General features: G+C 58.6%; 6 protein-coding genes. 4 read left to right on the forward strand and 2 right to left on the reverse strand.

Features of this window, described 5'->3' with window-relative positions; genetic code table 11:
• Positions 1–8 precede the first annotated feature (8 nt).
• Both araD1 and PMA3_RS15255 read right to left on the reverse strand, forming a co-directional pair.
• Complete coding sequence (gene araD1, locus PMA3_RS15250) at positions 9–1001, reverse strand: AraD1 family protein (protein ID WP_064677940.1); 993 nt, start codon at positions 999–1001, stop codon at positions 9–11.
• Positions 1002–1185: 184 nt separating this feature from the next.
• A complete protein-coding gene (locus tag PMA3_RS15255) occupies positions 1186–2508 on the reverse strand; it encodes an MFS transporter (protein WP_064677941.1) in 1323 nt (440 codons plus the stop codon).
• Positions 2509–2701: 193 nt separating this feature from the next.
• On the opposite strand from PMA3_RS15255, the gene PMA3_RS15260 reads away from it, so the two are divergent.
• The 4 genes from PMA3_RS15260 (at position 2702) to PMA3_RS15275 (ending at position 15396) form a co-directional block, all read left to right on the forward strand.
• Positions 2702–4438, forward strand: a complete 1737-nt coding sequence (locus tag PMA3_RS15260; RefSeq protein WP_064677942.1) for an IlvD/Edd family dehydratase — start codon at positions 2702–2704, stop codon at positions 4436–4438.
• Between the two features lie 58 nt (positions 4439–4496).
• Positions 4497–5213: a FadR/GntR family transcriptional regulator gene (locus PMA3_RS15265; protein WP_064677943.1), complete on the forward strand. Its 717-nt coding sequence runs from the start codon at positions 4497–4499 to the stop codon at positions 5211–5213.
• 124 nt (positions 5214–5337) lie between these two features.
• Complete coding sequence (locus PMA3_RS15270; protein ID WP_064677944.1) at positions 5338–10182, forward strand: dermonecrotic toxin domain-containing protein; 4845 nt, start codon at positions 5338–5340, stop codon at positions 10180–10182.
• Between the two features lie 336 nt (positions 10183–10518).
• A complete protein-coding gene (locus PMA3_RS15275; RefSeq protein WP_064677945.1) occupies positions 10519–15396 on the forward strand; it encodes a dermonecrotic toxin domain-containing protein in 4878 nt (1625 codons plus the stop codon).
• The last annotated feature ends 106 nt before the right edge of the window (positions 15397–15502 follow it).

The raw sequence follows: 15502 nt of genomic DNA on the forward strand, positions 1-15502 counted from the left end.
AAATCTCCTCAAAGGGTGCCGACGGTGCCGGGTTCGAACGCCGCTTCAACGGGTTTGATGCCGTTGATCAACGGCGCACCGAACTCGGCCTGGCTGATCTCGAACACGTCACCCGGTCGGGTGCGAATGCCGTCGGCGAAAGACAAGGTGGCGGTGCCGAAGAAGTGGATATGCACATCCCCCGGACGCAGGAACTGACTGTATTTGAAATGGTGGTACTCGAGGTTTTCCAGGCTATGGCACATGTTGGCTTCGCCGCTGAGAAACTCGTTTTGCCACAGCACCTCGCCGTCGCGCAGGATGCGGCTGGTGCCTGCCAGGTGCCGGGGTAGCTCACCGACCCGAAGTTCCGGCCCATAACTGCAACTGCGCAATTTCGAGTGGGCCAGATACAGGTAATTCTTGCGTTCCATCACGTGATCGGAAAACTCGTTGCCGACGGCAAAACCCAGGCGCCAGGGTTTGCCATCCTGGCCGATGACGTACAGGCCACCGAGCTCAGGTTCTTCACCGGCATCTTCGGCAAAGGGTGGCAGCGGGAACGGTTGGCCCGGACGCACGACAATGCTGCCGTCGCCCTTGTAGAACCATTCCGGTTGCACACCGGCCTCCCCCGCAGCTGGCTTGCCGCCTTCTACGCCCCACTTGAAGATACGCATGGTGTCGGTCATCGCAGCTTCGTCACCGGCCTGCTGATGCATCTTGTCCCGTGCAGAGGCGCTGCCCAGATGGGTCAGGCCGGTGCCGCTGACCAGCATGTGCGCCGGGTCCGGATGGTCCAGCGGCGGTAAAATACGTAGCGTGGCCAACAGCTGTGCATAGTCATGGCTGATGCCCAGGCCTTGGGTTTTCACCTGCTGCTCCAGGTTGACGCCGGCCTCGATCGCTGCCAAAGCCAGGTCGCGAACCGTACCTGCGTCCTGCACTTCGCGCACCCGATCGTCTTCGACCACGCCAACGCGGCGCTCGCCGTTACTCAATTCGAACTGAACCAAACGCATGGTTTTTCTCCTGTAATCAAAACTTCAATACAACGCCAAGCCCCTGTAGGAGCTGGCTTGTCGGATCGCCGCACCGCAGCGAAGACGGCGGCACATCCAATATCAATGTCGACTGACACACCGCCTTCGCCGGCAAGCCTGGCTCCTACAGGTCCGTATCAGGTCCGTGATAGAGGTGTGTGCGTCAAGTACGGCTCGCCCCCCGGGCACTGGCCGCAAACTGATCAGCCGGCAGCACATGCCTGCGCTCCAGCACGCGATACACCACGCCGGTCAGGATCAACCCGAACACCATCACGGCGGACAGGAAGTACAACCCCGAAGCCAGATTGCCGGTGTACTCCTTCAACGCGCCGATCACGAACGGCCCGATGTAGCCACCCAGGTTGCCCACCGAATTGATCAAGGCGATCCCGGCCGCCGCACTGGCGCCGGCAAAGAAACGACCCGGCAAGGTCCAGAACACTGCCGTGCAGGAAAACAGCGCGAACGCCACCAGGCACAACGCGGCCAATTGCAGCACCGGCACCGTCAGCCAGGCGCTGAGGAACAGACCGATGGCGCCCAACACGTAAAGCACGGCCAGGTGCCCGTAACGATCATTCAAGCGATCGGAACTGCGTGGAATGATCAGCAACCCAATGATCCCGAAGATGTAGGGCACCGACGACACGAAGCCGGTCACCAGATCGGTCCCGCCGAATTGCTTGATCAAGGTCGGCAGCCACAAACCCAGGCCATAGATGCTCAGGGTCACCGGCAGATAAAACAGCGCCAGCAGCAACACCCGTTTGTCCTTGAGCGCATGCAGCGGATTGCCGTGGCGGGTCTGGCCGTATTCCTCAAGGTCCTTTTTCAGTTCGCCGGTCAGCCAGTCCTTCTCCGCCTGATCCATCCATTTCACTTGCTTGGGCCCATCGGGCAGCCAGCGCAGTACCGGCCAGGTCAACAGGATTGCCGGCGTGCCGATGACGATGAACAGCCACTGCCAACCGTGCAGACCCAGGATGCCGTCCATGCCGAGCAGGCCGCCGGACACTGGACCGGTGATCAGCATGGCGATGGGTTGGGACAGGATGAACAACCCGAGGATCTTGCCGCGATGGCGAACCGGGAACCACTGGGTGATGTAGTAGAGAACGCCCGGGAAGAACCCGGCCTCGGCGGCGCCGAGCAGGAAGCGCATCACATAGAAGCTGTGCGGCCCCTGGACGAAGGCCATGCCGATGGTGATGGCGCCCCAGGTGACCATGATTCGCGCAAACCAGCGTCGCGCGCCGAAACGTTCGAGCATCAGGTTGCTGGGGATTTCCAGCAGGAAGTAACCAATGAAGAACAGCCCGGCACCCAGGCCGTAGGCGGCGTCACCGATGCCGATATCGGCGCCCATGTGCAGCTTGGCAAAGCCTACGGCGGAGCGATCCACATAGGCGATCAGGTATAGCAGGATCAGGAAGGGAATCAGTTTGAGTGTGATGCGACGTATCAGCCGCAGTTCCTGGCTCATGAGATCGGTCTCCGATTGTTGTTGTTATAGAACCTCGGGGGACGCCTCTCGCGGAAAACCGCCAGGGCCATCCCTCCGTTGAAAGCGACTATATAGTAATACTATTTAATCAACAACACTTCCAAACAGACCCATTTGCGCTTATGTTAAGCGTCAGCACGAACTATATAGTCATACAATAAGAGAATCGATCATGTCTGATAAGCAACCCACCCTGCGCTCCGCCCAATGGTTTGGCACCGCCGACAAGAACGGCTTCATGTACCGCAGCTGGATGAAGAATCAGGGCATCGCCGACCACCAGTTCCACGGCAAGCCGATCATCGGCATCTGCAATACCTGGTCGGAACTGACCCCGTGCAACGCGCACTTCCGCCAGATCGCAGAGCACGTCAAGCGCGGGGTGATCGAGGCCGGGGGCTTCCCGGTGGAATTTCCGGTGTTCTCCAACGGTGAATCGAACCTGCGTCCTACCGCCATGCTCACCCGCAACCTGGCGAGCATGGACGTCGAAGAGGCGATCCGCGGCAACCCGATCGACGGCGTGGTGTTGCTGACCGGATGCGACAAGACCACCCCGGCCCTGCTGATGGGGGCGGCCAGTTGTGACGTGCCGGCGATCGTCGTCACCGGCGGGCCGATGCTCAACGGCAAGCACAAGGGCCAGGACATCGGCTCGGGGACTGTGGTGTGGCAGCTCAGCGAGCAAGTAAAAGCCGGCACCATCACTATTGACGATTTCCTCGCGGCCGAGGGCGGCATGTCCCGTTCGGCCGGTACCTGCAACACCATGGGCACCGCCTCGACCATGGCCTGCATGGCCGAAGCCCTTGGCACTTCCCTGCCCCACAACGCGGCGATTCCGGCGGTCGATGCGCGTCGTTATGTGTTGGCGCACATGTCCGGCATGCGTGCGGTGGAGATGGTTCGCGAAGATTTGAGGCTGTCGAAGATCCTGACCAAGGAAGCCTTCGAAAATGCCATTCGGGTGAACGCGGCGATCGGGGGTTCGACCAATGCGGTGATCCACCTGAAAGCCATTGCCGGGCGCATCGGTGTCGAGCTGGACCTGGACGACTGGACCCGTATCGGTCGCGGCATGCCGACCATCGTCGACCTGCAACCCTCCGGGCGCTTCCTGATGGAGGAGTTCTACTACGCCGGCGGTTTGCCTGCGGTGCTGCGCCGCCTCGGTGAAGCCAACCTGATTCCCAACCCGGATGCCTTGACCGTCAATGGCAAGTCGATCGGCGAAAACACCAAGGACGCGCCGATCTATGGCCAGGACGAAGTGATCCGCACCCTCGACAACCCGATCCGCGCCGACGGCGGAATCTGTGTGTTGCGCGGCAACCTGGCGCCACTGGGCGCGGTGCTCAAACCCTCCGCCGCCAACGCCGCGCTGATGCAACATCGCGGCCGTGCGGTGGTATTCGAGAATTTTGACATGTACAAGGCGCGGATCAACGATCCGGAGCTGGACGTCGATGCCAACTCGATCCTGGTGATGAAAAACTGCGGACCGAAGGGTTATCCGGGCATGGCCGAAGTCGGCAACATGGGCTTGCCCGCCAAGCTGCTGGCCCAGGGAGTGACCGACATGGTGCGTATTTCCGATGCGCGCATGAGTGGCACGGCGTACGGCACGGTGGTGTTGCATGTGGCCCCGGAAGCGGCGGCCGGCGGGCCTTTGGCAACGGTGAAGGAAGGTGACTGGATCGAGCTCGATTGCGCCAACGGCCGTCTGCACCTGGACATCCCGGACGCGGAACTGGCCGCGCGCATGGCCGATCTGCAACCGCCGCAGCCATTGATCGTAGGGGGCTATCGTCAGCTGTACATCGACCATGTGCTGCAGGCGGACCAGGGTTGCGACTTTGACTTCCTGGTCGGTTGCCGCGGTTCTGAAGTCCCGCGCCACTCTCACTGACCCCTGCGCGCCTGTTATCATGCGCGATACCCCATCGCTCAGGATCGCGCCGCGCCCCATGGATTACCGCAAACCCTCCGACCGCAAAAGCATGCACTCGCGCATCGTCCAGGAACTGGGCATGCAGATCGTTTCGGGACGGTTCAAGCCGGACGATAAACTGCCCGCCGAGGCGCTGTTGTGCGAGGAGTACGCGGTCAGCCGGCCGGTGCTGCGCGAAGCCACCCGTGTGCTGGTGGCCAAGGGCCTGGTGTATTCGCGCCCGCGGGTCGGCACGGTGGTCAAGCCGCGCAAGGAATGGCACATGCTCGACCCGGACGTACTGCACTGGTTGATGCAGAGCAGTCCGCAAAATGAATTCTTCGATCTGCTGACCAGTGTGCGCAGCATCATCGAACCGGCTGCCGCCGCCCTGGCTGCGCAGTTCGCCACGGACGAAGATATCGCATCCATCGGCGAAGCTTACCAACGCATGGAAACCGCCCCGACGCCTGAAGCTTTACTGCAACCGGACCTGGATTTTCACAGCCGCATCGCCGACGCCACGCACAACGATTTGCTGGCGAACCTGTGCAACATGCTGTCGGTGGCGATCGCCGAAGCGTTGAAGCACTCCAACCAGCGGCCGAATCTGCATGAATTGGCGCTGCCGCGACACAAGGCGATCCTGACCGCCATTGAAAACCGCGACGCCCTCGGCGCACGGCATGCGACGCTGGTGCAGTTGGACGATGCGCGCAGTGCCTTGAGCACGGTGCTGGGTCAACCCTTGTAATATTCGCGATATCCCGATACCGCACTCACCGCGACGAAATACGATTTCCTGTGCCGGACCGATCATCGGTCCGCGACTCTGGCAGCCAGCAAGGCCCGGATTTAATCAGGAAAAGGATTTCGTCATGCCCGCCGCAAACACTCCCGCCTCAACCATGCCCCCGAGCCAGTTGGCCGCTCAGGCAGTCCACAAACGCTTCGCGCATCGCCCGGTGCTGTTTTCAGTGGTATTCAATGCACTGCGCGATCGAATGCTTGAACACTATCCCTCCCTGGAAATGGACCTGCGCTCCGTCAAACTGGCCAGCCCGCACCCGTCGGGAGGATGGGAGTTCCAGTTGCTGATCAATGTCGCCGTTGAGCATGTACTGAACCCGCAACTGCTGGATCTGAGACCTCGGCACGAACTGCCGTTCTACCTGACTCAGAAAATACCGAGCCGTTTGAAAATACCGGAGCCGCCCTACACGATCGACATGCAGGTCATTGCCGACATCATCGCCGCCCTGCCATCGACGATTCACATCTATTTTCAGCAGGCACTGGCCGATTACTGGAGCGCGACCGATGCCCAAGGCATCAGCCACTGGCAATGGCTCGGCGAGTTTCTCAACGGTCAGATGACGGCTGCTGCAGCCTCGCGGCCGGACCTGACTCCCTACCAGCGCGACATGCTGGCCCTCGTCGCAGCCTGGCCAGAGAACGTCAAACGTTCGCCCCTTGCAACACCGCCCACCTACGCCTCCTTCATCGAGACCACGCTGATCAGCGCGGGGAAAGAACAACACCTGCTGACCCCGGACCTGCTGCTCGTACGCGACCAACAGGTGCTGCTTTACAGCGTGGCCGGGGCGATCGAGATATTTGACTCCATCGATGCCTTTAGCCAAGCCTGGGGGATCCGGATGCAGCACCAGTTCCAATTCGACAGCATGACCTGGAGGCGCAACGAGCCGGGCGGCAATGTCTTCGAACAGCAGGCCGCGCTTATCCTCAACCGGCAACTCGAAGACCTGGGAAACCTTACCTTTCAGGGGCTCAGCGAAAGATCGCTTGAGCGCCGCCTGGACACACTCACCGATCCAGCGCTGCTGTTTGCGGCAGTGCCCGAAGCCCCGACTGCCCAACTTCAGCAACTGAACAACCAGCTGCCCGATTGGATCAAGCAAGCCAGCGCCGTCGACCGATTTGCCTACCATCGGCATTTACAGGACCTGGCCCAGGTGTTGAAGCAGAACCAGGGTCGCTCGTTCAACGAAGGGATTGAAAACATCCATGACTTCAGTCGTGACGCGTTACGCAAGCAGATGCAGACTGATCATGGCAATCAAGATCCCGACGATGTGGTGTTGGACTTCTCCGTGGCCGCCGGCTACCCGGGCGGTGCGGGCTTTATCGAACATGAGCGGATGTCGCTGACCGAACTGGCCCTGAAGAACCTTGCCGGCAAACCCAAAGGCACCCTCAAGCTGTCCTCCAAAAGCGCTAAAGTGCTGCCGGGCTGGCTCGACGAAGCCTACGTGCTGGGCAGCACGGGGCTGATACAGCGTGTCGATATCGGCACGGCCTATCCACAAAAAATCAACGACCTGCTGTTGTCCGACACGGCCGATGCCCGGCGAAGGGAGACGCTATTCATCCGCGAACTCAAGGTCCGGTTACCGACCCAGGCGCTGGAATTCAAGATCAGGAACCAGTATGGCGTCTGCGCCACGGGCTACCGTTATGTGAAGGCGCTGCTGGGTGAAACCGTTTCGGAGCGAACCGTCGACGGCCAGGAAATCGTCCTGCGGCCGTTGGCCCTGTGCAGAAAAGTCGGTGCCGGCGCGGATACCGTCAACAATATATTTATCATCGAACCCCGTGACACCACCGTCGGCCCACACCTGCTGTATCGGCCGCTTTACGCTGACTCGCTCCATCAATACCCCAGCCGCCAGGCCCTGCTGGACGCCATTGCCGCACCGGGCGATTTGCAGAACAGCGTGCTGACCTGGCTGACCGACAAGGCGCGTCCGATCTACGACCACGGCGGCATCAAGGAACCGCACCTCCTTCACTTCCTCAACGGGGATGAGTTCGGCGTTTATGAAAAACCGGCCCCCGCGACCCTGGCGGTCGATACGGGCGCGGAAAAATGGCTGCAGGCGCTGGTCGACGGCAAACTGTTTAATCACTTGTTTATCAGCACCGCGCAGGCGCTGGTCGATCTGGCGGACCAGGGCTCGGTGTCCAACAGCGAAAGTCGCTGGGCCATTGTGATGGAAGGCGCGTGGCTGCTGTTCAATTCTCTGCTGCTGCCATTGGTGCGGGGGCCCGCCATGTTGGCAGGCTGGTTCCTGGTGTTCGTCAGCAGCCTGGAACAGGATCTGGCGGGACTCGACAGCGCCGATCCCACCACCCGGGAGCTGGCGTTGATTGACCTGCTGCTCAATGCTGCCATGGTGCTGCTGCACGCGGCCTCCGATCCCGATCGACCACCGTTGCCGGAGCTCAAACCGCAGGACAGTGATCTGCACCTGGCCTCATGGCGTCGTCCATTGGCTGCGCCCCACCCGCAAGCCCCCCCGATAGTCCGACAGGGTCCGGCTGCGCTGCCGGGCGAGCCCCCGGCGACAGGACGCACCGCCTTGGACTTCAGCCGTTCGCTTGCCAGCCCCAAGGCCAGCGCAACCTTGCTCGACGCCCTGGTCGCGGTCCATGTGCCCTGGCCGGCCACGCTGCCAAGACCTGAGGCCAGCGGCCTTTTTCAGGGGCTGTACCGAATCGGCGATCTCTGGCATGCCAGCGTCGGCGGGCTGCTGTTTCAAGTCAGCATCGAACCCGGCTTCGCCGAGGTCTATCTGGTCGATCCCAAGCACCCTGACCATCCTGGTTTCAAGCTGGTCAGCGACGGCCAAGGGCATTGGCGGCTGGATCGCGGGGCCAAGCTGGAAGGCGGAATGCCCAGGAAACGGGTCGAGGACTGGGAGGGGGTGCATAAAAGACGCCTGCTTGCGCTCAAAACCCAGGTGGACAGCCTGAAGGCCCAGGCCCAGCCGCTGATCCTGGCCGTTCAGAAATCCAGGGAAACGTTTAGAACGCTCCGCAAGGATCTGGATAAACAGAAAAAGACCTTAAGACAAGTTTGGGTATTACTCGGCAATGCGATTGAGGCACTGCGAGCCAGGGTCACCGAGCGCCATGAGCAAGAGCGGCGCGAAACCTCGCGCCTCAGAACGCAGATGAACATCGCCTTCGATAACTACCTGGAAAACGTCGAGACGCTTACCCCGTTGTTGCGCGAACTCCTCGACAAGCATGCCGAGCAGACAGCGATCGACAGAACCAATGAATCCCACAGTAGCAACCGCAACCGGGTTGCCTTGCAGAATTACAATAATTGGGCCCTGGCCTATGAATACCTCATCGAGTCTCGCCTGGACCTGTATGAAACCGAGACCGGTGAGAACCTTACCGAACTGAGCATCCGTGTGAAGGAACAGTTGACCCGGGGGATTACCAGCGCTTATGAGACGTTCATCATTAATGAAAAAGTGTTGCTTGAGCTGGAACAAAAGCAGATCGAAGTCGCACAAAAAATAGAAACGTTCCTGGCTGAAGCTGACCCTGCCCAGCGTCAACTCCTGTTGATGATATCGCCCCAAGATCAACATATTTCCACCACCACCCTGAAGATGTCCCGATTGCTGACGCTTCGCGAACTGTTGGTTGACCGTGGCTGCCCCTCCCAAGAGCCGGCAGAGCTGCGCTTCGCCCAACAACTCGCCGACCCTCAATTGAGCCAAACCATATTGACCCATGCTGAGATGCGCTCCAGCACAGGTTATCTGGCGCAGGAGATGACTGCCGTACTCAAGGATATTCTCGAGCATTACGAGCGCATGGAGAATGCCGTCAACTCATTGACTGACATGGGTTCCGGTTTCGTGCGTGACGAATTTCGCAGCGCTTTTCTGGAGCACCTCGGTGAAGCCCGTACCAGCCTCGAAGCACAACTGGCCGACTTGATCCTCGTTGACGAAGGGTTCGCCCCTCCCGCTGTGCCAGCCACGCCTGCCAAGATGAAGGCCCCCACCAAAAAAGTCATCAAGACCGAAAGACAGGGCAACCTGGTGGGCGACCTGCGACCGCATCAGTCGCAAGACCCAGGCGATATAGTCGACATCAAGAACCCGATCACCGGGCAAACTGTCGCCACTTACCTCGAACATGCCAGCGAAGGGGTCTGGAAAGAGCTGGTAACCGCGCCCCCGCCGCAGGAGCCGGCTCCCGCGCCGGCGGTCCGCCCCTTGAGAAGAATCAAGGCCGCAGGGGACACGATCATGGGCGAGCGAGCAGCTATTGAAAGCAACATTCTCTTTCAACAGAAAAAACTTCTGGATCCGAGCCGACGCGAAGGTCTCGAACCGCAGGATTGGGAGGTCATGCTGACCCAGCATGCGGAAAAACTCGAAGCCCTGGCCAACGAAATCAACCGCGACCACGCCACCGATGCAAACGCCGGCGAACTGCAGAGCACGTACCTTGACCAGGCGAAGGGCGTAAAACAAAGGGCTCGCGAAGTGTGCGCCGAGGGTTACAAGCTACAGCGTCCCAAGGCCTCCAAGGTCGAATACCTGTGGGTCAACGGATTTGTCGATATCAACCTGGTTCGCAGTCGCATCCCGTTGAAGGCGGGCGACTACCTCACCGAGTACGCGGTGCGCGACAAAAACAAAGTAAGAGAAGGGAAAAAAGGCGAGGAAAACGTCTTGTGGTATGCGCATTTCCATTACCCGGCGGTCGATACGCCAGCACTACAACCTGAGTACGGCCATCTGAAAACCATAGAAGAGCGCAGATTTACCCGTAAAGAACTGATGGAAAAAGCCCGAGCGGACAACCGCGTCGTGGTCTATCTGGAAAAAGCGGAAATCGCTCCGGCCTTGGCAGAGAAACTGTTCCTGAAACTGGAACGACTGCCATAACCCGACCCAAAAAACGCAGCCCGCTAAACCCGGGGTGCGTTTTTTGCCGACAGCGTGGATCAATTCCAGGGCATCCCTGTTGTTCTCCAATGTGCGGTATCCAGTTACCGCATCTTGAGGATTTTCCCCTTTTACTGTGTGTCATCCTTCTTTCTTCTCCCGCCGCCGTACGTACGATTCCGTATACAGCAGTTCAGGTTGCGCTAATCATGTTTGTGGTATCCCAATACTGCACTCGCGACGACTAAATGCGATTTGCTGTGCCAGACCGATTATCGGTCCGCAATCCCGGCCGCCACGAAGGCACCGGATTTGAACAGGAAAAAGGATTTAGTCATGCCCGACCCGAACACCCCCGCATTATCCACGACCTTGAGCCAATTGCCCGCCCAGGCTATCCATGAACGTTTCGCCCATCGGCCGGCGCTGTTCTCAGTGGTTTTCAATGCCCTGCGCGAGCGCATTCTGGAACGCTACCCAACCCTGGAAATGGATCTGCGCGCAGTCAAACTGGCCAGTCCCGACCCGTCTGGTGGCTGGACATTCCAGCTGTTGAGCAATGTTGCCGTCAATCATGTCCTGAACCCGCAGCTGTTGGATTGGCGCCCACAACATGATCTGCCGTTCTACCTGACACAAAAAATACCAAGCCGGCTCAAGACCAAGGTGCCTCCCTACGTCATCGACATGCAGGTCATCGCCCAAATCATCGATGCGCTGCCATCGACGATCCACATCTATTTCCAGCAGGCGCTCGCCGACTATTGGAGCGAAATCGACGCCCAGGGCGACAGTCGCTGGCAGTGGCTGGGCGATTTTCTCAACGGCCAGATAACGGCCGCCGCGGCGGCGCGCGCGGACTTGACTCAGACACAACGGGACATGCTGTCACTCGTCGCCGCCTGTCCGGAACGGCTCCAGCGGGTGTCCCGTTCCACGCCGGCCACGTATGCCTATTTCATCGAAACCACGCTCACCAGGGACGGTGAACCAGCGCGACTGCTGACCCCCGATCTGCTGCTGGTGCGCGACAAACAGGTGCTGTTGTGCGGCGTAGCCGGCGCCATCGAAGCCTTTGACTCTATCGATGCCTTCGACGAAGCCTGGGGGACCAGGATGCAGAGTCGATTCCAGTTCGACAGCATCCGCTTCAAACGCAACGAGCCCGACGGCAATGTATTCGAGCAACAGGCTGGGCTGATCCTCAATCAGCAACTCGAAGACCTGGAGACGTTGTCGTATCAGGGGCACAGCGAAAGAGCGCTTGAGCGGCGCCTGGAACAACTCACGGACCCGTCGGTGCTTTTTTCCAGTGTCCCTGCGGCCAGCACCGCCCTCCTCCAGAAGGTGAACAATCATCTGCCCGAATGGCTCAAGCAAGCCGACGCCCGTGACCGTTTCGCCTACCACCGTCATCTGCAGGACATGGCGCTGGTGTTGAAGCAGAACCAGGGGCGCTCATTCAACGAGGGCATAGAAAACATCCACGATTTCAGCCGTGTTGCCTTGCGCAAGCAGATGCAGATCGATCATGCCGGTCACGATCCTGACGACGTGGTGTTGGACTTTGCCGTGGCGGCTGGCTATCCCGGTGGCGCGGGCATTATCGAGCATGTGCGGATGTCGCTGACGGAACTGGCCCTGAAGAACCTTGCCGGCAAGCCCAAGGGCACACTGGCACTCTCATCCAAAAGCGGCAAGGCACTGCCGTCCTGGCTGAATGAAGATTACCTGCTGGGTAGCGCAGGGTTAATCCAGCGCGTCGACATCGGCACCACCTATCCACAGAAAATCAACAACCTTTTGCTATCAGATACCGCCGACGCCCGGCGGCGGGAGACGCTGTTTACTCGCGAACTCAAGGTCAGGTTGCCGATGCTGGCACTGGAATACAAGATCAGGAAACAATATGGAGTGTCTGCCAAAGGTTATCGCTACGTAGCAGCCCTCATGGGTGAAACGCCTTCGGACAGAATCGCCGATGATCAAAAAATCACCCTGCGGCCACTGGCGCTGAGCCGAAAACCCGGCGCCGTGCCCGATCAGGTCAACAATATCTTTATCATCGAGGCCCGCGACACCAGCGTCGGCCCGCACCTGCTCTATCGTCCGCTGTACCCCGAGCCCCTGCGGGAATACCCGACACGCCAGGCCCTTCTGGACGCTATCGCCACCCCCGGCGAGCTGCAGGACAGCGTGCTGACCTGGCTGACCGACAAGGTGCGTCCGATCTACGACCACGGCGGCATCCAAGAACCACATATCCGCCACTTCCTCAACGGGGATGAGTTCGGCTTTTATGAAAAGCCGGCACCGGCGACCCTGGCCGTCGACGAAGGGGCCGAAGAATGGCTCAACGCACAAGCCAACAACACGCTGCTCAACCAGTTGTTCAGCAGCACCGCACGGGCACTGGTCGACCTGGCTGACCGCGACTCAGTGTCCAACAGCGAAAGCCGTTGGGCGATTTTGATGGAAGGTGCCTGGCTGCTGTTCAATACCTTGCTGCTGCCCCTGGTCCAGGGGCCGGCCATGTTGGCGGGCTGGTTCCTGGTACTGGTCAGTAGTCTGGAGCAGGATCTGGCCGGCCTGGACAGCGACGACCCGACCACCCGCGAACAGGCATTGATCGACCTGCTGCTCAACACCGCGATGATCCTGCTGCACGCCTCCACACCCTCCAACAGAACCCGCCAGCCGCTGGCCGATCCGGCATCGCAAGACCGCGAGTTGCACCTTGCCGACTGGCGCCACGTTGAGAATGCACTGTCACATCCACACAGCACTCCTGTCGTTCGACAGGGCTCGACGGCGTTACCTGGCACGCCCCCCTCCGACGGACACACAACGCTGGACTTCGGTCGATCCATTGCCAGCCCCACGGCAAGCACTCGCCTGCTCGATGCTTTGCTCGCGGTCAACGTGCCTTGGCCTGAGACCCTGCCATTTGCACAAGCCAGCGGCCCCTTCAAAGGCTTGTACCGGATCGCCGATACCTGGCACGCCAGCGTCGGCGGGCTGCTGTTTCAGGTCGGTGTCGAACCCGGCTTTGCCGAGGTCTATCTGGTCGATCCGAAGCGCCCTCTCCATCCCGGCTTCAAGCTTGCCAGCGATGGGCAGGGACACTGGCGGCTGGATCGGGGGGCCAAGCTGGACGGCGGCATGCCCAGAGACAGAGTGGGTGCCTGGCAGGTAAAACACAACAAAGCGTTGAAGGCGCTACAGAAACAATTTAATAATCTGATGGCACCACTCGACCAATTGGCCGCTACCGCTAGATCGGCCGAAGCAGAGTTGACTGCCGCCCGCAAAGATTTGGCTAGACAGACAAAAAAGCTCAGACAGCTTTGGTTATTGCTTCCTAAAGCCATTGAGGAATTGAGACAAGTATTTTTGCAGCGGCATGACCTGGCAAGGACAAGCACCGCGCAAGCGAGATTAGCGCTTGATACCAAGCTGGCACAGTACCGACAAGCAAACGAGCCATTTATCGAAGCATTACAAGCACTCGCAGACAAGGCTGCCGAGTTATCTGAAGCAGACAGGACGGATCCAAGACCCGGTGCAGAGCGCAGTGACGCAATCCAATCGATCTATGACTATTGGGCAACCGTCTTTGATACCCTTTCGCAAAAATTTATAGGTTCCTTTGATAGCGAGCAAGGTGAAAACCGTATTGAAATCGGTAAACGCTGCGAAACGGAACTCCCCCAACACATCACAACGGCTTATAACGAATACATAAACAGTAACAAGACATCATTCGAACTGCTCATCGAAATGATTGAGCCCGCTGAAAAAATTGAAACGTTGCTCCAGCAGGCAGACCCCGCCCTGCAGGTCTTGCTATTGAAGGAAAAACCCACCGATAAATACATATCTCCAGCCCTCCTGAAACAAGCTATGCTGGTATTTCTCAACGAGTTGGTAATGGATCGTGGCCATGTTCCGGAACCGGCAGAGTTACCCTTCGCCGATGAGCTTACCGATTCCGGAACGCGCAGAAGCATTTTCGCTCATTCCGAAATGCGTACGACCACAGGGTACTCGACCGCTGAGAAAATTGATGTGCTCAAGAACGTGCTGGAGCGCTATGAACGTTTGGAGAATGCCGTCAGTTCATTAACCGAAATGGGTTCCGGTTTCGTGCGGGAGGAATACCGAACACTTTTTCTGGAGCACCTCAATGACGCCCGTTCCAGCTTGGAAACGCAACTGGCAGACGAGATACTCATTGACGAAGGATTCGCCCCGAAACCAAGACCTGAGAAACCAACGAAGGTCAAGACGGCCAACAAAAAAGTCATCAAGACCAGTAAGGGCAGCCTGGTAGGCGATCTGCGAACAGGGCAGACCGGTGCCACGGGCAGCTTTGTCGACATCAAGGACCCCATAACAGGGAAGACCGTCGCCACCTTCGAGGAAGACACCAGTGAAGGCCTTTGGAAAGTGGTCACTGGAGAAAGCTCGTCACAGGCGCCCTCACCTGAAGTTCCACCTGTGCCCGTGGTGCCTTCGGCTCGCTCACTGAAGAAGATAAAAGCGCAGGCGCAAGAGATATTGGACGATCGAGATCGTATTGAAAGGCGTATCCGTTTTCAACAGAAACAACTGCGCGATCCCCGCCGTCTCGAAGGCCTGCAACCTTGGGAGTGGGATCATATGCTGACCACGCCTGCCACGAAACTTGAGTCCCTGGCCAGAGAAATTCAGAGCGACCATGCTACAAATTCCGATGCCCTGCAATTGGCAGAGCATTACTTGGGTGATGCGGAGTCCATGAAAAAGCAGGCACGCGAATTTTGCAGCGAGGGTTACCTGTTACAGCGTCCCAGAGCTTCAAATATCAAATATCTGTTGGAACACAAATTCGTCATCATCGACTTGGTCAAGACGCGCTTCCCATTGAAGGCTGGCGATTTTCTTACAGAATACGCAGTGCACGATAAAAGCAAGATCAAAGACGGAAAACTGGATAATGATAAAGCGTTATGGTACGCGCATTTTCATTACGCGTCAGTAGATGCCCCGATATCACCCCCTGCATACGCCCATCTAAAAATTCAGGCGGAACGAAAATATACGCAAAGAGAACTATTCGAAAAGAATAAAAACAATGCCCGCGCGATCATTGATCTGAAAAAAGAAGAAATACCACTGGCGTTGGCTGAAGAGCTGTTTCTGAGGGTGAAGAAAAAACCAGAAGCGCATTGAAATCCGCGACATCCTCGGAACGCCGCCCGGAGCAAGTTCGCTCCTACAGTGATTCTGACTAAAGCGGATTGATAAAAAAACGCAGCCCAGGCTGCGTTTTTTTTAT

Origin of the sequence: Pseudomonas silesiensis, from assembly GCF_001661075.1 — a bacterium.
GTDB classification, from domain to species: Bacteria; Pseudomonadota; Gammaproteobacteria; order Pseudomonadales; family Pseudomonadaceae; genus Aquipseudomonas; species Aquipseudomonas silesiensis.

Bases quoted from the DNA above. Each gene is read 5' to 3' on its own strand.
- araD1 (WP_064677940.1), bottom strand. From the start codon at position 1,001: ATGCGTTTGGTTCAGTTCGAATTGAGTAACGGCGAGCGCCGCGTTGGC.
- PMA3_RS15255 (WP_064677941.1), bottom strand. From the start codon at position 2,508: ATGAGCCAGGAACTGCGGCTGATACGTCGCATCACACTCAAACTGATT.
- PMA3_RS15260 (WP_064677942.1), top strand. From the start codon at position 2,702: ATGTCTGATAAGCAACCCACCCTGCGCTCCGCCCAATGGTTTGGCACC.
- PMA3_RS15265 (WP_064677943.1), top strand. From the start codon at position 4,497: ATGGATTACCGCAAACCCTCCGACCGCAAAAGCATGCACTCGCGCATC.
- PMA3_RS15270 (WP_064677944.1), top strand. From the start codon at position 5,338: ATGCCCGCCGCAAACACTCCCGCCTCAACCATGCCCCCGAGCCAGTTG.
- PMA3_RS15275 (WP_064677945.1), top strand. From the start codon at position 10,519: ATGCCCGACCCGAACACCCCCGCATTATCCACGACCTTGAGCCAATTG.